Source organism: Mesorhizobium sp. ORM8.1, from assembly GCF_053005525.2.
Map to the genome: position 1 here is coordinate 2,024,412 of NZ_CM132600.1, position 21,264 is coordinate 2,045,675.

Below are 21,264 nucleotides of genomic sequence, written 5' to 3' on the forward strand. Positions count from 1 at the left end.
ATGACGGTCGAGGCGCTGCCGAGCTTCAAAGTCGAGACCCGCACGCGGCTGTCGTCGGCGTTCCTGGTGATTGCCGTCGCCGTGCTGGCGATCGGTTTGGCCGCGCCGCTGTTTGCCTCGCGCGCGGTGATTCAGGACCTGTTCTTCATCCTGACCATGCTGGTGCTTGCCCAGTGCTGGAACCTGCTTGCCGGCTTCGCCGGGCTCGTCTCGGTCGGACAGCAGGCCTTCGTCGGCTTCGGCGCCTACACGATGTTTGCCACCGTCATCCTGTTCGGCCTCGATCCGCTGATCGGCATCGTGCTGGCCGGGCTGCTGGCGGCGCTGCTCACTGTCCCCACCGGCTTCTTCGTTTTCCGTCTGCAAGGCGCCTATTTCGCCATCGGCACCTGGGTGATCGCCGAGGTGGTGCGGCTCTCCTTCGCGCAATGGAAGGCGCTTGGCGGCGGCACCGGAACCTCGCTGCCCTCGGGTGCTGTGCGCGACATGTTCGGCGTCCGATGGATCGCCGAGCTGTTCGGCTGGCGCGCCTCACAAGCCACCGACGTGCTCTGCTACTGGCTGGCGCTTGTTCTTGCCGCCGCCACGATCCTGTTCATCCATCGGCTGCTGCGCTCCAGGCAGGGGCTCGGCCTCGCCGCCGTCAGGGACAACCAGGAGGCAGCGCGCGCCGTCGGCGTCGATCCGCGCTGGATGAAGTCGACCGTCTACCTGCTCGCGGGCCTTGTCAGCGGCATCACCGGCGCGCTGATCTATGTGCAGAAGGCGCGCATCTCGCCCGACGCCGCCTTCTCGGTCACCGACTGGACGGCCTATGTCATCTTCATCGTCGTGATCGGCGGCATCGGCACCATCGAAGGGCCGATCGTCGGCGTCATCGTCTTCTTCGTGCTCCGCAATGTGCTGGCCGACTACGGCTCCTGGTACCTGCTCATCCTCGGCCTGATCGGCATCGTGGTGATGCTGGTGGCGCCGCGCGGATTGTGGGGCCTGTTTACGAACCGCACCGGAATCCAGCTCTTTCCCGTCCGTCGCATCCTGACGGGCGCGTCACCGACAAAGACCATCGCGGGAGGCATGCATGGCTGACATCACCACCGACGTTCTCATCATCGGCACCGGGCCGGCGGGCTCGGCCACTGCGGCGCTGCTTGCCACCTATGGCGTCGAGAACATGGTGATCAACCGCTACCGCTGGTTGGCGAATACACCGCGCGCGCACATCACCAACCAGCGCACCATGGAGGTGCTGCGCGACCTTGGCCGGGATGTCGAGGACGAGGCCTATATGTTTGCCGCCGACCAGGACCTGATGGGCGAGAACGTGTTCTGCACCTCCTTGGCCGGCGAGGAGATCGGCCGGCTGAAGACCTGGGGCAAGCATCCCAATTCGCGCGCCGAGCACCAGCTCTCCTCGCCCACGCATATGAACGACCTGCCGCAGACCTTCATGGAGCCGCTGCTCTACAAGACCGCCTGTTCGCGCGGCACGCAGGGACGCATGTCGGTCGAGTATCTGAGCCATGTCCAGGATGCGGATGGCGTGACGACGACCTGCCGCGACCGGCTCACCGGCAAGGACTTCACCATCGGCTCGAAATATCTGGTCGGCGCCGATGGCGGCAATTCCAAGGTGGCCGAGGATGCCGGCCTGACCTTCGAAGGCAAGATGGGCGTCGGCGGCTCGATGAACATCCTGTTTCGGGCCGACCTCAGCAAATATGTCGCGCACCGCCCATCGGTGCTCTACTGGGTGGTGCAGCCGGGCGCCGATGTCGGCGGCATCGGCATGGGGCTGGTGCGCATGGTGCGACCCTGGAACGAATGGCTGATCGTCTGGGGCTACGACATCAACCAGCCGGCGCCGGTGGTCGACAAGGCCTTCGCCACCAAGGTCGCGCGCGATCTGGTCGGCGATCCGGAACTCGACATCGATATCCTCCAGGTCTCGACCTGGACGGTGAACAACATGTACGCGACAACCATGCAGAACGGCCGCGTCTTCTGCATGGGCGATGCCGCCCACCGGCATCCGCCGTCCAATGGGCTCGGCTCCAACACCTCGATCCAGGACGCCTTCAACCTCGCTTGGAAGCTTGCCTATGTGCTTGGCGGCAAGGCAGGTGCAAAACTGCTCGACAGTTTCCAGATCGAGCGCGCGCCGATCGCCAAGCAGATCGTGACCCGCGCCAACAAGTCGATCGAGGAGTTCGGGCCGATCTTCAAGGCGCTGGGACTGCTCGATCTCGATCGACCCGGTGAAGATGCAGCAGAACATGGACGCGCGCTGCGACGACACGCCAGCGGCCGAGGAACAGCGGCGCAAAATCCGCGAGACCATCGCCTACAAGGTCTATGAGTTCGACGCCCATGGCGTCGAGATGAACCAGCGCTACAGGTCGGCGGCTATCTTGAGCGACGGGCAGAAGGAGCCGGCCTTCGAGAAGGATGCCGAGCTGCACTACCAGCCGACGACCTGGCCGGGCGCGCGGCTGCCGCATGCCTGGGTGTTCGGCGACGGCGGCGCCAAGGCCTCGACGCTCGACCTGTGCGGCAAGGGCCGCTTCACCGTCTTCACCGGCATTGGCGGCAAGGGCTGGGCCGATGCCGCCAAGGCGCTGTCCAGGGAACTCGGCATCGACATCAACGCGCATATCATCGGGCCACGCCAGGTTTGGCAGGACCTGACCGGCGACTGGGCCAATCTGCGCCAGGTGCGCGACAGCGGCATCGTGCTGACGCGACCCGACCAGCATGTTTGCTGGCGCCGCGAAGCGATCGCCGACAATCCGGTTGAAGAGCTTCGCCGCGCGCTGAAATCCGTTCTGGCCTTGGGAGGTGCATGATGGACGCACATGAAAAAGGTTTCTTCACCGAAGAGAATTCCGTTGAGGTCGTGACCGGCCGCAACAAGAACGCGAAGGACGAGCGGCTGCGCCACGTGATGGAGGTCATCACCCGCAAGCTGCATGAGGCGGTCAAGGAGATCGAGCCGACGCAGGACGAATGGATGCAGGCGATCCTGTTCCTGACCAAAACCGGTCAGCTCTGCAACGAATGGCGCCAGGAGTTCATCCTGTTGTCCGACGTGCTTGGCGTGTCGATGCTGGTCGACGCGATCAACAACCGCAAGCCGTCCGGCGCGTCGGAATCGACCGTGCTCGGCCCCTTCCACATTGCGGACGCGCCGGAGCTACCGATGGGCGCCAACATCTGCCTCGATGCCAAGGGCGAGGACATGGCGATTCATGGCCGCATCCTCGACACCGAAGGCAAGCCGGTGGCCGACGCGGTGCTCGATGTCTGGCAGGCCAATGACGAAGGTTTCTATGACGTGCAGCAGAAGGGCATCCAGCCGGACTTCAACCTGCGCGGCGTGTTCCGCACCGGCGTCGACGGCCGCTACTGGTTCCGCGCGGTGAAGCCGAAATTCTATCCGATCCCCGATGACGGAACGGTCGGCAAACTGCTGCACGGGCTCGGCCGCCATCCCTATCGTCCGGCGCATCTCCACTTCATCGTCAAGGCCGACGGCTTCGAGACGCTGACGACGCACATCTTCGACCCCGACGACCCCTATATCAATTCGGACGCGGTGTTCGGCGTGAAGGAAAGCCTGCTCGCCGAATTCAAGCGTGTGGACGATGCGGACCGGTCGAAAGAACTCGATTTTGCCGGTCCATTCTGGGACGTCGACTATGATTTCGTGCTGGCGCGTCCGGGCGACCGATAGCTACGCCGCCGCGACGTGGCGCTGGTCGCGCCGCGCCAGCAGATAGAAGGCGGCGATGTGCGTGATCATCAGCAGCGGCACGTAGATGATCGGGATCGCATAGGTCGCGCCCAACTGCCCGGCGTGGCCGGGAAGGTCGAGCACGACGCCGTAATAGTAGTCGCCGAGAAGGTCGATCACGCCAACGACATTGAAGACAACGACGAGTGGCCAGAAGATCGCTGGCCGTCTCGCCGCAAGCAGCGCCAGCATGGCGAGCAGGCCGGTGGCAAAATCGCCATAGGCAGCGAAGACGGCGAACCGCGCGGGCAGATCCGGACCGACGACGCCCGGCAGGATGAAGACCAAGCCGAAGAAGCGGAAGCTGTGCAGCGTCGCGATGGCGCGCTGCGCCTCGACGCGATCCATCGCCTGGAGCCTTGGCCAGATATACGTGCCGAAGCAAAGCAGCCACGGCACGTAGCCGAGGCCGAGATGAATGTTGAAGATCGTCGCCGGTGACATTTTTGCGTAGCTCTTTGTTGGAGCATGATCTTTTCCGAAAACCGGTTCCCACTTTTCGGGATCATGCTCTAGCTTTTGACGGGAATGGCTTCGAACACCGCGGTCAGGATGCCCAGCCGGCCTTGCACCAGGTTGCGTCCGAGATTGACGGTGAATTCCGCGAAGCCCGGCCCCATGATGATGCCGAGATTGGGCGATGGCGGGCCGGATGCGCGAAGCTCGGTGAACCAGGCCTTGGCGCCGTCGGTATCGTCTCGCCGGACAAGCGTGCCGAAGCCGGCTGCCTCGATCGCCTCGCAGGTGGCGGCGGCCGTCAGCAGGAAGCTCTCGCCCGAAGTCTTGGCCCAGGGAACCGGATAGTGCGGATCGCCTGCATCCAGCACGACGTCGAAGGTCGCGAATTTTGCACCCTGCTTCAGCACACGCCTGATCTCGCGATAGAGCAACGGCCGGTCGGCTATGTTCATCGCCACATGCTGCAGGAGCACGGCGTCGAAACGCCCGTCCTCGAAGGGCAACGCCAGCGCGCTGCCGGCCTCGAACGACACCTTGCCGTCTTGCCCGGTCCGCGCGGTCAAATAGCGCGCGGCCTCGACGAAGGGTTCGCTGAGGTCGATGCCGGTGACATCGCAGCCATAGGTCGCCGCAAGAAAGCGGGCCGGCCCACCGACCCCCGATCCGACGTCGAGCACCGACATGCCGGCGGAGATGACAGCCAGATTGGCCAGCTCGGCGGTGGCCGCAAGCCCGCGCGTGTGGAACTGGTCGAGCGTGGCCAATTGTTCCGGCTTCAGTTGCTGTTCCTCGGGTCCGAAAACCGCCAGCGCCGTCTTCAGCCGGTCGACCAGTCCTGTCGCGCGATAGTGATCGCGCACGCGTTCGAGTTCGTCCGTCATGGCTATTGCTCCTGTCCTGTCGCAACACAGATAGGGTGGCTTCCGATCTGTAACTATCCGCGATAATGTCGATGGCCTATGAAGCAGAACTTCACAGTCCGAAACGGGGCGCTCGATGGCGTCGAGGCGTTCCTGAGCGTCGCCAGGCACCGCAATTTCCGCAAGGCGGCCGCCGAATTGCGCGTGACCCCGTCGGCGATCAGCCAGGCGATACGCACGCTGGAGGCGCGGGTCGGCGCGGCGCTGTTCATGCGCACGACACGCAGCGTCGGCCTGACCGAGGCCGGCGAGCGCTTCCTGTCGCGCGCGGGACCGGCTTTCGAGGAGTTGATCGCGGCGAGCGAAGCGGCGAGCGAGCTCGGCCAGCGGCCAGCCGGAAAGCTGCGGCTCTCGGTGCCGCCTTCGGTGGTGCCGATCCTGCTCGAGCCGCTGCTGGCATCCTTCTGCCGTGACTATCCGGACATCGAGCTGGAAATCGCGGCCAGCGGCGAGCTGGTCGACCTCACGGCCGGGGGCTTCGACGCCGGCATCCGGCTCGGTGAGTTCATCGCCCCCGACATGGTGGCGGTGCGGCTGGCGCCGCCTTTCCCGATGATCGTCGTCGGCAGCCCCGATTATCTCAGCCTCCGGGCGCCGCCGGAGGCCATCGAGGATCTGCGCGCGCATGCCTGCCTGCGCATGCGCCGCTCCAACGGCTCGGTCGCGCCATGGTCCTTTGTCGACGGCAACAAGACGATAGAGGCGATCGTCTCCGGACCGCTGATCGCGCATGACTATCCAGCGCTTGTCGGGGCGGCGGTCCAGGGTGTCGGACTTGCGCAGGTGCCGAGCCCGGTTGCCGGGCCGGCTCTAGCGGACGGTCGACTGCGTGAAGTGCTTGGCGCCTTTGCGGTCACCTCACCGGGGGTGTTTTTGTACTATCCCGCGCGGCATCAGGTGCTGCCCAAGCTGCGCGCCTTCATCGACCACATCATGCGCAATGGAAACGCGTCCTGAGCCTGAAACTCACAGCGCCGTTCGTGGATATTCAAGCTGCATGGTGACGAAGTCCGTGGCGCGCGCACCGTAGCGGGCGGAGATACCGGCAAGCGGCTGATCGAGCGCCATGGCAGGCTGTAGGGCCAGGCGCGCGGCGGCGCGAAGCTGATGGCTTTCAAGCCCTATCTCTCGTGCCACGCAAGCATTCTGCGGATTTCTTCGCGTTTTTCTTGCGACAAACCTGAAAGCAAGTTTTCGTCCAGATATCCTTTGCGGATGAGAGCGGCAAAAACGACCGTCAGTTGCGAGTAGCGATAGTCGAACATCCGGTCGAGATTTCGCCTTTGCAGTTTCAGATAGTCCTCGATCTCCCACATATCGGAAAAGGTGGTGGCGGCAGCTGCCTTTGCTTTGAACTCCGCCATAGTGCTCGCGAGCGCCACCTCGAGAGCCTTGTCGAAGGCCGCGCGGGCAGCCTTCTTTTCGGTGGCAGACCAACTGAGATCATTGACGGTCATGATACATCTCCCGTGAAACGTATTGCCTGGAGAGGCCTGGCGGTGGATATTAGCCTAGAGCAATTCCAGGAAAAGTGTGAGCGGTTTTCCGCCCGGAATTGCGTAAAAACAAAGGCTTAGAGGTTTCACCGTTTCCGTGAAACGGTGAAACGCCCTAAGTCCCGGCTTCGCGCTCGCTTCCGCTCCGCCGCCGCCAGCAGATCGACGAAGGCACGCACCTTGGCCGGCCTGAAACGGGCGGGCGGATAGACGGCGTGGATGCCACCCGAAGGCAGCGTCCAGTCGGCGAACACCCGCACGAGACGGCCGGCGGCGATATCGTCCTCGACGGCGAAGTCGGGGAAGATGCCGAGGCCGATGCCGGCGATGACGCAAGCCTGCACCGCCGGTGTCTTGTTGCACGTCACGACAGGATTGAGTTCGGTCAGCACTGTCTCGCCCTCCCTCGAGAACAGCCACTGGCCGATGCCGCGCAATTGCGCGTTGCCGACCCAGGGCAGCGATTTTGCGAGCTTCGGGCTCACATCGGCTGGAAGGCCGGACGCCAGCTTCGGCGCCGCGACGACAAATTGCTGCAAGGTTCCGAGCCGCCGCGCCTGGTTGCTGGAATCGGTGAGCCAACCAATACGGATACCGAGGTCGATCTGTTCGTCGACCAGGTTGCTGATGGCGTCGTCGAAGATCGCCTCGACCTTCATCTTGGGATATTTCCGAAGATAGCCGGCAATGGTCGGCGCGACGATCTTGGCGCCGTAGTCGAGCGAGCTGGTGACACGCAGTGTCCCGGTCGGCCTGCCAGCGCTTTGCGCAATATCGCCATAGGCGGCTTCGGCTTCGCGCAGGATGATGGCAGCACGATCGTAGAACTGCCGGCCTTCCTCCGTCGCCGTGACGCGCCTGGTCGTGCGCCGCAAAAGCGTCGCGCCGAGTTCTTCCTCGAGGCGGCCCAGCTGGTGGCTGACCACAGCCTTGGCGACACCGAGGCGGTCAGCGGCGGCGGTGAAGGATCCGGTCTCCACGACGGTGGTGAAGTAAACGAGCCGGTTGAGATTGAGGAGGTCGGGCATGGCTATTGTCTGATCTGATCATACAGTTTGTATGATTGATCGCGGTTTTTCGCAAGCCACCGAACTGCCATCTAGGTGGAACGACGCTGGATGAACGAGATCGCCATGACCGATGCCACCGTGACCTATCTTTTCGATCCGCTTTGCGGCTGGTGCTACGGCGCCACGCCGATGCTGGACAGGCTCGCGGCGAGCGGCGTCGCGATCGAGCTTTTGCCGACCGGCCTGTTCTCGGGCGCCGGTGCGCGGCCGCTGGATGCAGGCTTTGCCGCCCATGCCTGGGCCAACGACCAGCGCATCGAGCGGCTGAGCGGACAACGCTTCACCCAGGCTTATCTCGACAATGTTCTCGATGTGCGCGGCACGCTGCTCGATTCCAGCGCGGCAACACTCGGCATCAGCGCCGCGGGCCTGGACGATCCGCACCGGCGGCTGCCGGCGCTGAAGGCAATCCAGCGGGCACGTTATGTCGACGGCCGCGATATCGTGACAGCAGACGGCGTAGCCCAGGTGCTGAGCGATGCCGGCATGGCGCAGGCGGCCGAGGCGCTCAAGGCGCCGACGGATGCGTTGCTGGCGATAAACCGCGACCTGGTCGGCCGCGGACGCACCCTGTTCCAGCGGCTTCACGCCAATGGCGTTCCCTCGCTCGCGGTCATTCGCAACGACGCGCCCCGGCTTATCGGCTCGAACGCATTGTTCGGCAGCTACGACAATCTCGTCGCCCATATCCAGGCGGCCCCGATTTCTTCCCCCAAGCAAAAGGAAACCACCATGAAGATCGCACTCATCGGCGCCTCCGGCCAGGTCGGCGCGCGCGTGCTCAAGGAACTCTCCGATCGCGGCCATGCCATCACCGCGATTGCCCGCAATCCGGACAAGATTGCTCAGCTGCCCGGCGTCACCGCGATCAAAGGCGACGTCTTCGACAAGGACGGTCTCGCCGCCTTGATAAAAGGCCATGACGCCGTGATCAGCTCGGTGCATTTCACCGCCAGCGATCCCGACACGCTGATCGCGGCGGTGCGGGCCTCCGGCGTCAAGCGCTATCTCGTCGTCGGCGGTGCCGGCAGCCTGGAAGTCGCCCCCGGCAAGCGCCTGGTCGACACGCCTGAATTCCCCGCCATCTACAAGGCGGAGGCGCTCAAGGGCGCGGACTTCCTGGACAAGCTCAGGACGGTCAGCGATCTCGACTGGACCTTCCTGTCGCCGTCGGCCCTGTTTGTGGCGGGCGAGCGCACCGGCAAGTACCGTTTGGGCAAGGACACGCTTTTGACCAACGATAAAGGCAGCAGCATCTCCTTCGAGGACTACGCCATCGTCATGGCCGACGAGATCGAGAAGCCCAAGCACATCCGGCAGCGCTTCACCGTCGGTTACTGAGGTAACCCTTCAGTCCTTTGTGGCGGACCGCTGGATGCGGCGGTCCGCCATCATGCCGAGCGTGACGCGATCAGCGCTTGAATGCGCTCGGCATCCGCGGGCGTCGCCGGGTTGTAGACGATCATGCCGAGCTCCGGGCGACCGTCGACCGCGAAGACGGAAAACTCCAGCTCGACCAAGCCGATCTCAGGATGGCGGAGACGTTTCAGGCCCTCGCCTTGACCGGCAACCAGATCGCTGTCGCGCCACAGCGCCTCGAACTCCGGACTGGTCCGGCACAGCTCCTCGACGAGTTCGGTGACCTCCGCGCCGGCGCCGGCCCGGGCAGCGTCGGCCCTGAATGAGCCGACCACGAAGCGTGCCACGGCCTGCCAATCGTCCTGCGCGGCGCGCACCCGCGGGCTGCCGAACATCAGGCGCAAAATGTTGCGCTGCTCGCGCGGCAGCTTGGAATAGTCGGTCAGCATTGCCGCGGCGGCGCGGTTCCACGCGACCACATCCCAGGTCGCGGTCTTGACGATCGCCGGGCTGAGCGGCATGGCGTCAAGCACGCGCTGCAGGCGCGGCGTCACGCTGTCGACGCCTTTATAGCGGACCTCCGGCGGGCGCCCGAGGCCGAGCATGAACAGGTGCTCGCGTTCGGGCTCGGTCAGCATCAGTCCGCTTGCGATGCGGTTCAGCACATCCGCCGACGGCGCGCCGCCGCGGCCCTGTTCCAGCCAGGTGTACCAGGTCGGGCTGATGTTGGCGCGTTGCGCCACCTCTTCGCGGCGCAGCCCTGCGTGCGCCGGCGCCCGGTGGTGAAACCGAAGGCGACCGGGTCGAGACGCATGCGGCGATCCCGCAGGAAATTGCCAAGCTTGTTGATGGTCTGCGCGGGCATGGTGATCCTGTTGAGTATTATACCATGATAAAGTCACTACTTTAACAGGATGATTTATAGCGCGAGAAGGGCCTCCTAACAACCCAGGAGATCCTCCCCATGCGTGTATTCCTTACAGGCGCCACCGGTTTCATCGGTTCCAGAATCGTCCCCGAACTTCTTGCCGCCGGGCATCAGGTGCTTGGCCTGACGCGTTCCGACGCAGGCGCCCGGGCGCTTGCAGCCGCAGGCGCCGAGGCGCATCGCGGCGACCTCGAAGACCTCGACAGCCTACGCGAGGGTGCGGCAAAGTCGGATGCCGTGATCCACACCGCCTTCGATCACGACTTCTCGAATTTCGTGGCGAACTGCGAAAAAGACAAACGGGTGATCGAGGCGTTGGGCGGCGCGCTGGCCGGTTCGGACCGGCTGCTGCTCATCACGTCCGGCACCGGCATGGGTAGCCCCGGTCCTGGGCAGTTGGCGAAGGAAGAAGTCTTCAACACCGAGCATCGCAATCCGCGCATCCTGTCCGAGCTAACCGGCGCAGCTTTGGCTGAGGCGGGCGTCAACGTATCGGTGGTGCGGCTGCCGCAAGTGCACGACACGGTGAAGCAGGGCCTGATCACGCCACTGCTTGACCTCACCCGCGCCAAGGGTGTGTCGGCCTATATCGGCGACGGCTGCAACCGCTGGCCGGCGGGGCATGTGCTGGATGTGGCGCGGCTTTACCGCCTCGCACTGGACAAGCAGGTGGCCGGTGTGCGCTACAACGCGGTCGCCGAGGAAGGCGTCTCGATGCGCGACATCGCGGAAGCGATCGGCGCCGGCCTCAACATACCGGTGGTCTCGCTGTCGCCGGAAGAAGCGGCCGGCCATTTCGGCTGGCTTTCCATATTTGCCGACCTCGACATGCCCGCCTCCAGCGAATGGACGCGTGCGCAGCTTGGCTGGCAGCCGACCGGACCGACCCTGATGGCCGACCTCGAACGGATGGACTATTCGCGGGCTGCCGCTGCCTAAGCCGCATCGGCCCTGGACTTAAGAGCGGGTCAGTCATTGTCGAAGGGCTGACCCGCTTTCATCGCTTGCGGACTATTTTCCGCAATAGTTGTCGTTGACATCGTTTACCGCATTCGCATCCGGCCCGACGCGGTGATAAGCGCAGGCGCCCGCCGCCGTGGTGGACATTTGCTGGTCATAATAACGCGGACCGCCGAACAGCATGTCGATGAGATCCTCGTGAGCCGGAACGTAGCGTTCCTGCTCGACCACGCGGTAGTGACGATAGTGATGATGACGATGGTGCTTTTCGCCGGCGAATGCCGGAGCGGACATGCTCGCCACCGCGGCAAGCACGAGCGCGAAGATCGCTAGGTATTTCGTCATCGGCGGCAACCTTTCTGGCGATTGAGGTCCGCAGCATATCCAAATCGCCAGCCGAGCAAAAGTTCCCGCCGCGTTGGCCTCCGGCTCAAGCTAATGCAGATGCCTCAGCTTGTCGGGATTGCGCATCACATAGATCGTCGTGATCCTGCCGTCCTCGATATCGAGCGCCGTGGTCTGCAACTCGCCATCGGCCTCCAGCGTGACGAAGCCCGGCAGGCCGTTGATAAAGGCAAGACGGACGAGCTTCGATCGATTGTCCTTCAGCCACGCCGCCACAACAGCGTATTGCCGCATGACCGCGTCGAAGCCGAGGACCGGCTCGGTCGCCGCCGGACGCTTGCCGCCGCCGTCGGCATGGGCGGCAACGTCGGCGCTCAGCATCGCGCCGAGCGCCTTCATGTCGCCGCTGCGCGAGGCGTTGAAGAACGCCTCGGCGATCTCCAGTCCGCGCTGCTTCTCGACCTTGAAGCGCGGCCGCGCCTCGCGGACATGCTCACGGGCGCGGGCCGCCAGCTGGCGGCAGGCGGCCGGATCGCGATCGATCTCGGCGGCAATATCCTCGAACTGCAAGCCGAACACATCGTGCAGCAGGAACGCGGCGCGCTCGAGCGGCGACAGGCGTTCCAGCGCCAGCATCAGCGGCAGGCTGACATCGTCCACTTCGTCCTCTTCCACGACAGGTTCGGGAAGCCACTGGCCGACATAAGTCTCGCGCTGGTGACGGGCGGATTTGAGTTGGTCGAGGCAGAGCCGCGTGACCGTGCGGCGCAGGAAGGCCTCGGGCCGATGCACCTCGGAGCGCTCGGCTCTCATCCAGCGAATGAAGGCCTCCTGCAGCACATCCTCGGCGTCGGCGACGGAGCCCAGCATGCGATAAGCGACGCGCATCAGCTTCGGGCGCAGCGGCTCGAAGGCCGCCGCCGCGCCCGTCATTTCCGGCTCCGCCGTCAAGCGGCGGCCGCCTTGTTGGCAGCCGCGACGGCAGCCGCCTTGTTCGAAGCCTTGACCGTTGCGGGATCGACAAAGCCGCCGAAGCCGACCGCGATGCGGTTCCAGCCATTGATTATGTTGATCATCAATGTGAGCTTCACCCGCTCCTCCTCGGAGAAATGAGGTTTTAGCGCCTCGTAGGCCGCCTCATGCGTGTGGCCTTCGCTCATCCGCGTCAGCGCCTCGGTCCAGCCAAGCGCCGCGCGCTCGCGGTCGGTATAGCACGGCACCTCGCGCCAGGCCGAGAGTAGGTAGATGCGCTGCTCTGTTTCGCCGCGCTCGCGGGCACAGGTCGTGTGCATGTTGATGCAGTTGGCGCAGCCATTGATCTGCGAGGCGCGGATTTCGATGAGTTCGGCCAGATCCTGGTCGAGGCTGGAGGCAATGGCGATCGAGGCGCGGTGCCACTCCTTCATCAGCGAAGGGGCGGCGGCAAGGGGGTCGAGTCTGACTGTCATGGTCGGTTTCCTTTCATTGGTTCCGACCTCAAGACGAGCCAGCTTCTGTCCAATGTGACATGACGCCAGAATTCCCTTGCGCTACGCGACACTGACCGCTGGTATCAGCCTTTCGACTTCGGATAGCCCGGCACCCTTGTGTCCATCCGGTGGATGTGACGTTCTGCGACGACCTTCGGATAAGAACATCACTGACGTAACAACGGCGACCGCGACGGCGGATTTTCGACAATGGCTAGCGCCGATGGCCGCTATCCTTTGGCTTTCGTCCGATCAGCCGGGATGCTTACGGGATAGCCGCCAGATGACAGCCAGAGTGATCGTCCTCGATGCCAAGCCGCTCGGCGTCGGCGATGTCGCCGAGATCGCGCGGCGCAATGCCAGGCTGGTGCTTGGCGAGGAAGCGCTACGCCGCATCCGCGCCAGCCGCGCGCTGATCGAGCACCTGACCCAGCTCGGCAAGCCGCTCTATGGCGTCACCACCGGGCTCGGCGCCTGTGTCGACACGCCGCTGGCGCAAGCCGACCTGATCGCCTTCCAGCACAGCGTGCCGCTCAGCCACTCGATGGGCGCCGGTCCGTCGCTGCCGACCGAGGCGGTGCGGGCGCTTTTGGTGGCGCGCATCTGCGGCATGGCGGCGGGCGGCACCGGCGTGTCGGAAGGCGTGGTGATGGGGCTGATCGCGGCGCTCAACGCCGGCGTCCATCCGGTGATCCCTTCCTGGGGATCGGTAGGCGCCGCGGACCTTGCGCCACTCGGCCATCTGGCGCGGGCGCTGCGTGGCGATGGCGAGACGGAATATCAGGGCAGGATCATGCCGTCGGCCGAGGCGCTCAAGCTTGCCGGGCTGGAGCCGCTCGACCTGCGCGAAAAGGACGGCCATGCCATTATCGTCGCCAACAGCCTTTCGACCGGCACCGCATGCCTGGCGCTCGAAGAGGTCGCCTGCCTGATCGACTGGTCGCTGGCGGCGGTGGCGCTCAATTACGAGGCGTTCCGCGCCTCGCTCAAGGCGATCGACGAGGACGCGCTTGCGGCGCGGCCGGCCTTCGGCCAACGCGAGATCGGCGCGCGTCTGCGGGCAGAGCTTTCAGGCAGCGGGCTCTGGCAGGAGAACGCCGCCCGGCGCCTGCAGGACCCGCTGAGTTTTCGTTGCGTGCCGCAAGTCTGGGGCGGGCTGCTCTATGCCTATGAGCAGGCGAAGCTGGCGACGGAGATCGAGCTTGGCCATTCCGGCGACAATCCGGTCATCCTGGCCGAGGCCGAGCGGGTCATTTCCAACGGCAATTTCGATTTGACGGCCTTCACATTGACCTTCGAGCAGCTCGGCCAGGCGCTGGCGCATTGCGCCGTCGGCACCGCCAATCGTTCGATGAAGCTGATGTCGCCGACGGTGGCGGAGCTGCCGCGCTTCCTGTCGGCCCGGGGTGGCAGCCGCCAGGGCTATGCCGAACTGCAGAAGCCGGTTGCCGCGCTCGAGGCGGAGATCCGGCACCTCGCCAATCCGATGTCGCTCAGCCCGCTCGCGATCTCGGACGGCGTCGAGGACCAGTCGTCGATGGCGCCGCGCGTCGTGGCCAAGACTGCCGCGATCATCGAACGCCTGCGCTACATGGTTGCGATGGAACTGATCTTCGCGGCCACCGGGGTCGAGCTGCGCGGCGTGCTGGACAGCATGGGCGAAGGACCGCGGCGCGCTTATGCCGCCGTGCGCGCGCTGGTCGCCCCGCTCGACGACGACCGCGAGATGAGCGGCGACATGGCGCGGGTGGCGCGGCTGGTGGCGAACCCGCGGTTCTGATCGGACCCGGATTGACACCGTTGTTCCAGGCTGCTGACCTTGTCACCAGTCCGACCAATAATTTGCGCCATCAAAAGTTTACGCATGCAATAAATTCTCTCGACGCGTTGAAACTTGCAGGGCTTTCTGTAAAGTTTCAACTTGCAGTCGTGCGCCGGCGCACCGTAAGGAAGATGCCGGAGCGGCGCATGGAACGGACCAAAAATCCATGTCGCGAGGGATTGAACGGCGATGACGCACAAGACGATGGAGGATTTCGCCCGCTCCTGCGGTGTCTCCAGGCCAACCCTGTCGAAGTATTTCGACGATCCGACCAGCGTCAAGCCGGCAACCAGAAAGCGCATCGAAGAGGCGCTGCGCTCGTCGGACTACCAGCCGAATCTGTTTGCGCGCAACCTCAACCGCAAGCGCACGCGCAGCATCGGCATCGTCGTGCCGACGGTCGCCGATCCGTTCTATTCGGAGATGGTCAGCCGCATCGAGCTCAGGCTGCGCGATGAAGGCTATTGGCCGATCGTCATCTCCTCGCATGGCTTGACCGAGCTCGAGGTCGAGGCGGCGCGAACCATCCTGTCGTTGAAAGTCTCCGGCGCGCTGATCGCGCCGCTCGGCAGGCGGTCCGACCAGCGCACGCTGGAGAAGCTGACGCAGACCATCCCGATCGTCTATTTCGACACCTTCCTCGAAGGCGACACGCCCTTCGTCGGCAACAACAACGCCAAGAGCGTGGCGACGATCGTCGAATACCTGTGCCGTTCAGGCGATGCCCCGGTGTATTTCGACATCCCGCATGTCAACCACAATTCGCCGGAGCGATTGGACAGCTACCTGACATCGATGCAGCGTCTCGGGCTTGAGCCCGTCGTGTTCGGCAACATCGACGACTACACCTGGGATTTCGAGCGCATCGGCTACGAGCAGACCGAAAAGATGCTGGCCAATGGCGGCCTGCCGGGCAAGACCATTTTGTGCGCCAACGACCGTCTCGCCTTCGGCGTGATGGCGGCAGCCTTCTCGAAAGGCCTGCGCGTGGGCCGCAAAGCGGATTGCGACTTGCGCATCGCGGCGCATGACGACCATCCGCTCAGCCGCTACACCTGCCCTGCGCTCACCACCATGGCGCAAGATTTTACCGCCATGGCCGGCCGCAGCGTCGAGACGCTCTTGGCGCTGCTCGACGAGGACGCGGCCGCGGTGACGCCGAAGGTCAGCCTCGACGCCACGCTGATGATGCGCCAGTCGGCCTGATTATCTCGCCAACGCGGTATCGAAGCCGCGCCAGGCGGTGACCGCCGCCTCGACCGCCTGCCGCGATGCCGGACCGTGACGGCCCATCGAGACGAAGCCGTGGATCTGCCCTGGCCAGTGCCGGAGCACCACCGGCACACCATCGGCTCTCAGCCGCTTCGCATAGGCCTCGCCCTCGTCCGCGAGGATGTCGTGGCCGGCGATGGCGACGAAAGCAGGTGCGGCGCCGGCAAGACTCCTGGCCTTGAGCGGCGAGACGCGCCAGTCCTCGATGTCGGCCGCATCGCGCACATAGTGATCGCGGAACCAGGCCATGGTCGATGCCGTCAGGCCGAAGCCCTCGCCGAAGCGGCGATAGCTATCCGCGGCCTGGGCGGCGTCGGTGTTCGGATAAAACAATAGCTGCGCGGTCAGCGGATTCTCCTCGCCGCGCACGAGCAGCGCCAGCACCGAGGCAAGATTGCCGCCGGCGCTGTCGCCGGCGACCGCGATGCGGCTGGCATCGATGCCGAGCACGCCACCCGTCTCGCGCAGAAAGGCGAGCGTGGCCTGGCAATCCTCGATCGCCGCCGGAAATTTGTGCTCGGGCGCCAGCCGGTAGTCGGGCGCAATAACGACGCAGGCCGCGCTATTGGCGAACCATCGGCAGATCTCGTCATGCGAATCCAGATTGCCGATCACCCAGCCGCCGCCATGCAGATAGATCAACGCCGGCGCATCGGCCGCGAGTGCGCCCTGGCCGCGATAGAGGCGAAGCCGCAGCGGTCCGCTCGGACCGGCGATGGTGCATTCGCTGACGGAGGCGACAGGCTCGCGCCCGCCCTGCAGGTCGGGAAAGCTCTTTTCGTAGGCACGCCTGGCTTCATCCGGTGTCCCGGTCTCGAACGGCGGAGCGTTGCCCTGCCGGCCGAGGTCGAGCACATGCTGCGCTTGCGGATCGAGCGGAGACGACATGGCAACGCGCTCAGGCAAGCAGACTCGCCGCCTCGTCCTCGCCAAGCAACGGCGGCTGGTCGACGGTGCCGACGATCGCGACCGCGTTGCGGCTTTCGCCGGAGGCCAGGATCGCCTCCATGATCTCCAGCACATGCAGCGCCAGTTCCCCGGACGCGCGCGGCTTCCTGCCCTCGATAAGCGATCGCGCCAGGTCGGCGACGCCGAGCATGCGGTAGTTGGCGCGGTCGGGCGCCGCATAGGGCCAGTTGCGCGCGCCGTAGAGTTCGCTCTCGCTCAAGAAATCCTTCCAGTCGGCGCCACGCTCGGAAAGCGAGACCGTGCCGCCGAACGTGTCGGGGTCGGGCAGCCTGAGCGACCCTTCGGTGCCGTGCAATTCGATCGGGTGGTTGGAATGCTTGAAGACATCCCAGGAGGCGCCGAAGGTGACGGTGGCGCCGGAGCGGAATTCGAGCAGCGACAGGATGTTGGTCGGCGTGCCGACCCGGAAGCTGGTGTTCTTGTAAGGACCTTCGGCGGTGATCAGCCGCTCCTCCTGGCCGCGTGTCGCCGTCGCCATGACGCGGTCGACCGGACCGAGCAGGTTGACCAGCATGGTCAGATAATAGGGCCCCATGTCGAAGACCGGGCCGCCGCCCGGCTGATAGTAGAATTGCGGGTTCGGATGCCAGTGCTCCATGCCGCGCCCCATCATGAAGGCGGTGCCGGTGACGGCGCGGCCGATGGCGCCTTCGTTCATCAGGCGGCGTGCGCGTCGTCCGGCGGCGCCGAGGAACGTGTCCGGCGCCGAGCCGAGCGCAAGCCGGCGCTTGGCCGCCTCGGCGACCAGCCTGCGGCCGTCGCTGGCCGAGGTCGCGAGCGGCTTTTCGGTGAAGACATGTTTTCCCGCCGAGAGCGCCGAAAACGAGACATCGAAATGCGCCGCCGGGATGGTGAGGTTGAGGACGAGGTCGACCTCCGGATCGGCCAACAGCGCATCGACCGACAGCGCGCGGATGCCATATTCCTTGGCCCGCAAGGCGGCCATGTCGGCGGAAATGTCGGCGCAGGCGCGTAGTTCGACGCCGCTGAAAAGCGCCGCGTTACGAAGGTAGGTCATCGATATGTTGCCGCAGCCGACGACACCGATGCCGAGCTTCGCCCCTGATTTTGCTTGCATTTTTACTCGCCTCCCAAAGCGGCAATATGTGCGTCCGCGCTCCACCAGAAGCGGCGAGCGATTTTTCGAGATTCGCTATACAGCATTTTAATTCTTGACGCGCGTAAAATTTTTCTAGAGCATACGAACACGCTGGCGCATCGGGAGGCTTGCCAGCGTTTGGAGGAGAAAACATGACTGACATGAAAAAACGGCCAACCGCCGGTTCAAAGCCCATTGGCCACGTCACGACGATGCCTGTTGGGCACGTCACGATCGCAGATCGCCGGCAGTTTCTCATCGGCGCCGGCATGCTGGGCGCCGCGGCGCTCGGTTCCGGCCTCGGCATCAGCCGGGCACGAGCGCAATCGCGCGCCGAAATCAGCTTCGCCAGCGCCGCCTTCTTCGGCAAGGAGACTTTTGGCGACCTGATCAAGGTCTTCAACGAATCGCAGGACCGCGTCCTGGTCAAGAACATCGAGCTGCCGCCGCCGAGCTCCTCGACGGAGGTCTATCAGGGCCTGGTGCAGCAGCTTGCGCGCCGCAGCGGCACGCCCGACGTGTTCAGCCAGGACGTCATCTGGATCGCCGGCTTCGCCGCCGCCGGCTGGGCGCTGGCGCTCGACGAATATTTCCCGGCCGACAAGCGCAGCGCCTACTTCACCGGCACGCTCGATGCCTGTACCTATGACGGCAAGCTGACCGCCCTGCCCTGGTTCATGGATTCGGGCATGTTCTACTATCGCAAGGACGTGCTGGAAAAGCATGGCGGCAAGGTGCCGGAGACCTGGGCCGACATGGCGACTTTGGCCGCCGCGGGACAGAAGGCCGGCGATGTCGATTTCGGCTATCTTTGGCAAGGCAAGCAGGCCGAAGTACTGATCTGCGACGCGGTCGAGATCATCACCTCCAACAACGGCGCGATCCTCGCGCCCGACGGCAAGTCGTCGGTGATCAACCAGAAGGGCGCGGTCGAAGCCATCCAGTTCTTGCACGACACCATCGCCACCACCAAGATCAGCCCGCAGGACGTGCTGTCCTGGGACGAGGAGCCGTCGCGCCAGCCCTTCACCTCGGGCAAGGCGATGTTCATGCGCAACTGGTCCTACGTCTATCCGATCGCGCAGGACGCCAAGGCCTCGCAAGTGGTGGACAAGGTCGGCGTCGCGCCCCTGCCCGCCTTCGCCGGCGGCAAGAGCTCGGCCTGCCTCGGCGGCTACCAGCTCGGCGTCAACGCCAATTCGAAGCAGCGCGAGGCGGCGATCGAGCTGCTCACCTGGCTGTCGTCGACCGAGACCCAGCACCGCATCGCGCTCAATTTCGGCCTGGCGCCGACCCGGCCAGCCTTGTTCCAGGACGCGCAGATCAAGAAGGAACAGCCCTTCATGGCGAGCCTTGAAAAAGTGTTCACCGGCGCCACGGCGCGGCCGAAGACGCCGCAATACGCCAAGGTGACGCTGGCGCTGCAGTCCGGCATCTCCAAGGCGCTGGTTTCCGGCAATGTCCAGGCCGAGATGGACGCGCTCGCCGACCAGATCACCAAGATCGTCGCCTGACCATGACCGCGGCCGCCACCGTTCCAGGCGCTGGCCGGCCGCGGCGGCTTGGCAGGGCGCTGCCCAGCGGGCTCTGGGCCTTGCTCCTTCTGGCGCCAGCCTTCGTTTCGCTGGCGTCGGTCTCCTTCTATCCGATCCTCAACGGCCTCTATCTGTCGTTCACCAACACCTCCCTGATCACGCAGGATCAGGACTTCACCGGCTTTGCCAACTACGCGCAGCTTTGGGGCGACGCGCAGTTCTGGAATGCGTGGTGGCACACGATGTGGTTCACCTTCGCGTCCACCGTGCTGGAGACGGTGATCGGGCTTGGCATGGCGCTGATCCTGTTCGAGGCATTCAAGGGCCGCGGCCTCGTGCGCGCGGCGATGCTGGTGCCATGGGCGATGCCGACCGTCGTCACCTCGAAAATGTTCGGCTGGCTGTTCGACGGCCAGAACGGCATCATCAACTACATGCTCCTGCATGCGGGGCTGATCGATCAGAAGATCAATTGGTACGGTTCGACCAGCACGGCGATGACCGCCATCATCATCGCCGACGTCTGGAAGACGACGCCGTTCATGGCGCTGCTGCTGCTCACCGGGCTGCAGACCATTCCCAACTCGCTGATCGAGGCGGCGCGCATGGACGGCGCCAAGGGCTGGATCACCTTCTGGTACATCCGCCTGCCGCTGTTGATGCCGACGCTTTTGATCGCCGGCCTGTTCCGTGCGCTCGACGCTTTCCGCGTCTTCGACCTGGTCTATGTGCTGACCGGCGGCGGCCCGGCCGATTCCACCGAGACGCTGTCGACGCTATCCTACAAGGTGCTGTTCTCGACCTTGCAGTTCGGCTACGGCTCCGCCGTCTCGACGGCGATGTTCATCACCGAGGGCTTCATCGCGCTGGTCTTCGTCGCTTTGCTCATCCGGCAGATCAGGAGGGCGCAATGAACGACACGCGCTCGCCGCTGCAAAGCTTCATGATCTATCTCGGCGCCTTCATGATCCTGGTCTGGTCGGGCGGCCCGTTCATCTGGCAGTTCTCGACCTCGTTCCAGCTCGACAGGGCGCTGACCTCGGGCGCGCCGTCGCTGATCCCGCATCCCTTCACGCTCGAGCACTACTACAACGCCTTCGTCGAGAAGCAGCTGCACCGCTATGTCTGGAACTCGCTGGTGGTGGCGCTTGCGACGACTTTCCTGTGCCTGATCGTCGGCTCGCTTGCCGCCTTTGCGCTCTCCAGGCTGAACGTCAAAGGGCGCTTCGGCATCTTGATGGTGATCCTGTCGGTGTCGATGTTCCCGCAGATCGCGCTGGTCGGGCCGCTCTACCTGCTGGCGACCAATCTCGGCCTGCTCGACACCTATACGGCGCTGATCATCACCTATCTGGCGCTCGGCCTGCCTTTGGTCACCTGGGTGCTGTTCGGCTATTTCGAGACGTTGCCGCGCGAGATCGACGAAGCAGCGCGCATGGACGGGGTCTCGATCCCGGGCCTGCTGTGGCACATCATCCTGCCGATGTCATTGCCCAGCCTGGTGACCACCGGCCTGCTTGCCTTCATCAGCGCCTGGAACGAATTCCTGTTTGCGCTCGCCTTCACCTCCAACATCGACCGCCAGACGATCCCCGTCGGCATCGCCAACTTCACCAACCTCTATTACGTGCCCTGGGGCGATATCGCAGCCGCCTCGGCCGTCGTCACCGTGCCGCTGATCGTGCTGGTGCTGTTCTTCCAGCGCCACATCATCGAAGGCCTGACCCAAGGTGGCGTCAAGGAATGAGCGGGTTCAAGGACATGAAAG

The 21,264-nt window shown here is 64.6% G+C and carries 20 protein-coding genes and 3 pseudogenes; 12 read left to right on the forward strand and 11 right to left on the reverse strand.

The features are described from left to right. The 3 genes and pseudogenes from ACVDG8_RS10575 to ACVDG8_RS10585 all read left to right on the forward strand — a co-directional run bounded on the left by ACVDG8_RS10575 (position 1) and on the right by ACVDG8_RS10585 (position 3,733). Positions 1-1,089: a branched-chain amino acid ABC transporter permease gene (locus tag ACVDG8_RS10575; RefSeq protein WP_447254658.1), complete on the forward strand. Its 1,089-nt coding sequence runs from the start codon at positions 1-3 to the stop codon at positions 1,087-1,089. Then, positions 1,082-2,846 (forward strand): annotated as a pseudogene (locus ACVDG8_RS10580) (FAD-dependent oxidoreductase). Before ACVDG8_RS10575 ends, ACVDG8_RS10580 begins: the two are co-directional and overlap by 8 nt. Continuing rightward, a complete protein-coding gene (locus tag ACVDG8_RS10585) occupies positions 2,846-3,733 on the forward strand; it encodes an intradiol ring-cleavage dioxygenase (RefSeq protein WP_447257299.1) in 888 nt (295 codons plus the stop codon). The pseudogene ACVDG8_RS10580 and the gene ACVDG8_RS10585 overlap by 1 nt, the downstream one beginning before the upstream one ends. On the opposite strand, the gene ACVDG8_RS10590 is transcribed toward ACVDG8_RS10585, so the two are convergent. Further along, positions 3,734-4,237 (reverse strand): hypothetical protein, encoded by a 504-nt coding sequence (locus ACVDG8_RS10590; RefSeq protein WP_447254660.1) that lies wholly within the window; start codon positions 4,235-4,237, stop codon positions 3,734-3,736. Between the two features lie 68 nt (positions 4,238-4,305). Continuing rightward, the gene (locus ACVDG8_RS10595; RefSeq protein WP_447254661.1) at positions 4,306-5,133 is read right to left on the reverse strand and encodes a class I SAM-dependent methyltransferase; all 828 of its coding nucleotides are present in this window, start codon (positions 5,131-5,133) and stop codon (positions 4,306-4,308) included. 78 nt (positions 5,134-5,211) lie between these two features. Here ACVDG8_RS10595 and ACVDG8_RS10600 point away from each other — a divergent pair, with 78 nt between their 5' ends. After that, on the forward strand, positions 5,212-6,129 hold the full coding sequence (locus ACVDG8_RS10600; protein ID WP_447254662.1) for a LysR substrate-binding domain-containing protein: 918 nt from the start codon (positions 5,212-5,214) through the stop codon (positions 6,127-6,129). A gap of 9 nt (positions 6,130-6,138) precedes the next feature. On the opposite strand, the gene ACVDG8_RS10605 is transcribed toward ACVDG8_RS10600, so the two are convergent. The 3 genes from ACVDG8_RS10605 to ACVDG8_RS10615 form a co-directional block, all read right to left on the reverse strand. After that, the gene (locus ACVDG8_RS10605; protein ID WP_455707671.1) at positions 6,139-6,309 is read right to left on the reverse strand and encodes a hypothetical protein; all 171 of its coding nucleotides are present in this window, start codon (positions 6,307-6,309) and stop codon (positions 6,139-6,141) included. Further along, positions 6,294-6,629 (reverse strand): hypothetical protein, encoded by a 336-nt coding sequence (locus tag ACVDG8_RS10610; protein WP_447254664.1) that lies wholly within the window; start codon positions 6,627-6,629, stop codon positions 6,294-6,296. Before ACVDG8_RS10610 ends, ACVDG8_RS10605 begins: the two co-directional genes overlap by 16 nt. A 125-nt stretch (positions 6,630-6,754) precedes the next feature. Beyond that, the gene (locus ACVDG8_RS10615) at positions 6,755-7,696 is read right to left on the reverse strand and encodes a LysR family transcriptional regulator (RefSeq protein ID WP_447254665.1); all 942 of its coding nucleotides are present in this window, start codon (positions 7,694-7,696) and stop codon (positions 6,755-6,757) included. Between the two features lie 105 nt (positions 7,697-7,801). Here ACVDG8_RS10615 and ACVDG8_RS10620 point away from each other — a divergent pair. Together ACVDG8_RS10620 and ACVDG8_RS10625 are read left to right on the forward strand one after the other, a co-directional pair. After that, positions 7,802-8,437 (forward strand): annotated as a pseudogene (locus tag ACVDG8_RS10620) (DsbA family protein); the annotation flags it as partial. 33 nt (positions 8,438-8,470) lie between these two features. Next, positions 8,471-9,079: an NAD(P)-dependent oxidoreductase gene (locus tag ACVDG8_RS10625; RefSeq protein WP_447257300.1), complete on the forward strand. Its 609-nt coding sequence runs from the start codon at positions 8,471-8,473 to the stop codon at positions 9,077-9,079. 50 nt (positions 9,080-9,129) lie between these two features. Here the strand turns inward: ACVDG8_RS10625 and ACVDG8_RS10630 are convergent. Further along, positions 9,130-9,962, reverse strand: a pseudogene (locus ACVDG8_RS10630) (helix-turn-helix transcriptional regulator). 99 nt (positions 9,963-10,061) lie between these two features. On the opposite strand from ACVDG8_RS10630, the gene ACVDG8_RS10635 reads away from it, so the two are divergent. After that, on the forward strand, positions 10,062-10,964 hold the full coding sequence (locus tag ACVDG8_RS10635; protein ID WP_447254667.1) for an SDR family oxidoreductase: 903 nt from the start codon (positions 10,062-10,064) through the stop codon (positions 10,962-10,964). Between the two features lie 72 nt (positions 10,965-11,036). On the opposite strand, the gene ACVDG8_RS10640 is transcribed toward ACVDG8_RS10635, so the two are convergent. The 3 genes from ACVDG8_RS10640 to ACVDG8_RS10650 all read right to left on the reverse strand — a co-directional run bounded on the left by ACVDG8_RS10640 (position 11,037) and on the right by ACVDG8_RS10650 (position 12,778). Then, positions 11,037-11,330, reverse strand: a complete 294-nt coding sequence (locus ACVDG8_RS10640; RefSeq protein WP_447254668.1) for a hypothetical protein — start codon at positions 11,328-11,330, stop codon at positions 11,037-11,039. 90 nt (positions 11,331-11,420) lie between these two features. After that, the gene (locus ACVDG8_RS10645; protein ID WP_447254669.1) at positions 11,421-12,263 is read right to left on the reverse strand and encodes a sigma-70 family RNA polymerase sigma factor; all 843 of its coding nucleotides are present in this window, start codon (positions 12,261-12,263) and stop codon (positions 11,421-11,423) included. 14 nt (positions 12,264-12,277) lie between these two features. Continuing rightward, positions 12,278-12,778, reverse strand: coding sequence for a carboxymuconolactone decarboxylase family protein (locus ACVDG8_RS10650; protein ID WP_447254670.1), 501 nt, complete (start codon positions 12,776-12,778; stop codon positions 12,278-12,280). 304 nt (positions 12,779-13,082) lie between these two features. On the opposite strand from ACVDG8_RS10650, the gene ACVDG8_RS10655 reads away from it, so the two are divergent. Continuing rightward, positions 13,083-14,579, forward strand: coding sequence for an HAL/PAL/TAL family ammonia-lyase (locus ACVDG8_RS10655; protein WP_447254671.1), 1,497 nt, complete (start codon positions 13,083-13,085; stop codon positions 14,577-14,579). Between the two features lie 231 nt (positions 14,580-14,810). Next, entirely contained in the window at positions 14,811-15,827 is a 1,017-nt protein-coding gene (locus ACVDG8_RS10660) for a LacI family DNA-binding transcriptional regulator (RefSeq protein WP_447254672.1), read from the forward strand. Here the strand turns inward: ACVDG8_RS10660 and ACVDG8_RS10665 are convergent, their stop codons facing one another. Next, a complete protein-coding gene (locus ACVDG8_RS10665) occupies positions 15,828-16,781 on the reverse strand; it encodes an alpha/beta hydrolase (RefSeq protein WP_447257301.1) in 954 nt (317 codons plus the stop codon). A 10-nt stretch (positions 16,782-16,791) separates the two neighbouring features. Further along, positions 16,792-17,940, reverse strand: a complete 1,149-nt coding sequence (locus ACVDG8_RS10670; protein ID WP_447254673.1) for a Gfo/Idh/MocA family protein — start codon at positions 17,938-17,940, stop codon at positions 16,792-16,794. A gap of 173 nt (positions 17,941-18,113) precedes the next feature. Here ACVDG8_RS10670 and ACVDG8_RS10675 point away from each other — a divergent pair, with 173 nt between their 5' ends. The 3 genes from ACVDG8_RS10675 to ACVDG8_RS10685 are packed head-to-tail and all read left to right on the forward strand — an operon-like array spanning position 18,114 to position 21,243. Continuing rightward, positions 18,114-19,475: an ABC transporter substrate-binding protein gene (locus ACVDG8_RS10675; RefSeq protein WP_447254674.1), complete on the forward strand. Its 1,362-nt coding sequence runs from the start codon at positions 18,114-18,116 to the stop codon at positions 19,473-19,475. Positions 19,476-19,477: 2 nt separating this feature from the next. Next, positions 19,478-20,410 (forward strand): carbohydrate ABC transporter permease, encoded by a 933-nt coding sequence (locus ACVDG8_RS10680; RefSeq protein ID WP_447254675.1) that lies wholly within the window; start codon positions 19,478-19,480, stop codon positions 20,408-20,410. Beyond that, positions 20,407-21,243: a carbohydrate ABC transporter permease gene (locus ACVDG8_RS10685; protein WP_447254676.1), complete on the forward strand. Its 837-nt coding sequence runs from the start codon at positions 20,407-20,409 to the stop codon at positions 21,241-21,243. The genes ACVDG8_RS10680 and ACVDG8_RS10685 overlap by 4 nt, the downstream gene beginning before the upstream one ends. Positions 21,244-21,264: the final 21 nt, after the last annotated feature.

Excerpts from the sequence above, each read along its gene's own strand:
- ACVDG8_RS10575 (WP_447254658.1), top strand. The coding sequence starts at position 1 with ATGACGGTCGAGGCGCTGCCGAGCTTCAAAGTCGAGACCCGCACGCGG.
- ACVDG8_RS10585 (WP_447257299.1), top strand. The coding sequence starts at position 2,846 with ATGGACGCACATGAAAAAGGTTTCTTCACCGAAGAGAATTCCGTTGAG.
- ACVDG8_RS10590 (WP_447254660.1), bottom strand. The coding sequence starts at position 4,237 with ATGTCACCGGCGACGATCTTCAACATTCATCTCGGCCTCGGCTACGTG.
- ACVDG8_RS10595 (WP_447254661.1), bottom strand. The coding sequence starts at position 5,133 with ATGACGGACGAACTCGAACGCGTGCGCGATCACTATCGCGCGACAGGA.
- ACVDG8_RS10600 (WP_447254662.1), top strand. The coding sequence starts at position 5,212 with ATGAAGCAGAACTTCACAGTCCGAAACGGGGCGCTCGATGGCGTCGAG.
- ACVDG8_RS10610 (WP_447254664.1), bottom strand. The coding sequence starts at position 6,629 with ATGACCGTCAATGATCTCAGTTGGTCTGCCACCGAAAAGAAGGCTGCC.
- ACVDG8_RS10615 (WP_447254665.1), bottom strand. The coding sequence starts at position 7,696 with ATGCCCGACCTCCTCAATCTCAACCGGCTCGTTTACTTCACCACCGTC.
- ACVDG8_RS10625 (WP_447257300.1), top strand. The coding sequence starts at position 8,471 with ATGAAGATCGCACTCATCGGCGCCTCCGGCCAGGTCGGCGCGCGCGTG.
- ACVDG8_RS10635 (WP_447254667.1), top strand. The coding sequence starts at position 10,062 with ATGCGTGTATTCCTTACAGGCGCCACCGGTTTCATCGGTTCCAGAATC.
- ACVDG8_RS10640 (WP_447254668.1), bottom strand. The coding sequence starts at position 11,330 with ATGACGAAATACCTAGCGATCTTCGCGCTCGTGCTTGCCGCGGTGGCG.
- ACVDG8_RS10645 (WP_447254669.1), bottom strand. The coding sequence starts at position 12,263 with ATGACGGGCGCGGCGGCGGCCTTCGAGCCGCTGCGCCCGAAGCTGATG.
- ACVDG8_RS10650 (WP_447254670.1), bottom strand. The coding sequence starts at position 12,778 with ATGACAGTCAGACTCGACCCCCTTGCCGCCGCCCCTTCGCTGATGAAG.
- ACVDG8_RS10655 (WP_447254671.1), top strand. The coding sequence starts at position 13,083 with ATGACAGCCAGAGTGATCGTCCTCGATGCCAAGCCGCTCGGCGTCGGC.
- ACVDG8_RS10660 (WP_447254672.1), top strand. The coding sequence starts at position 14,811 with ATGACGCACAAGACGATGGAGGATTTCGCCCGCTCCTGCGGTGTCTCC.
- ACVDG8_RS10665 (WP_447257301.1), bottom strand. The coding sequence starts at position 16,781 with ATGTCGTCTCCGCTCGATCCGCAAGCGCAGCATGTGCTCGACCTCGGC.
- ACVDG8_RS10670 (WP_447254673.1), bottom strand. The coding sequence starts at position 17,940 with ATGCAAGCAAAATCAGGGGCGAAGCTCGGCATCGGTGTCGTCGGCTGC.
- ACVDG8_RS10675 (WP_447254674.1), top strand. The coding sequence starts at position 18,114 with ATGACTGACATGAAAAAACGGCCAACCGCCGGTTCAAAGCCCATTGGC.
- ACVDG8_RS10680 (WP_447254675.1), top strand. The coding sequence starts at position 19,478 with ATGACCGCGGCCGCCACCGTTCCAGGCGCTGGCCGGCCGCGGCGGCTT.
- ACVDG8_RS10685 (WP_447254676.1), top strand. The coding sequence starts at position 20,407 with ATGAACGACACGCGCTCGCCGCTGCAAAGCTTCATGATCTATCTCGGC.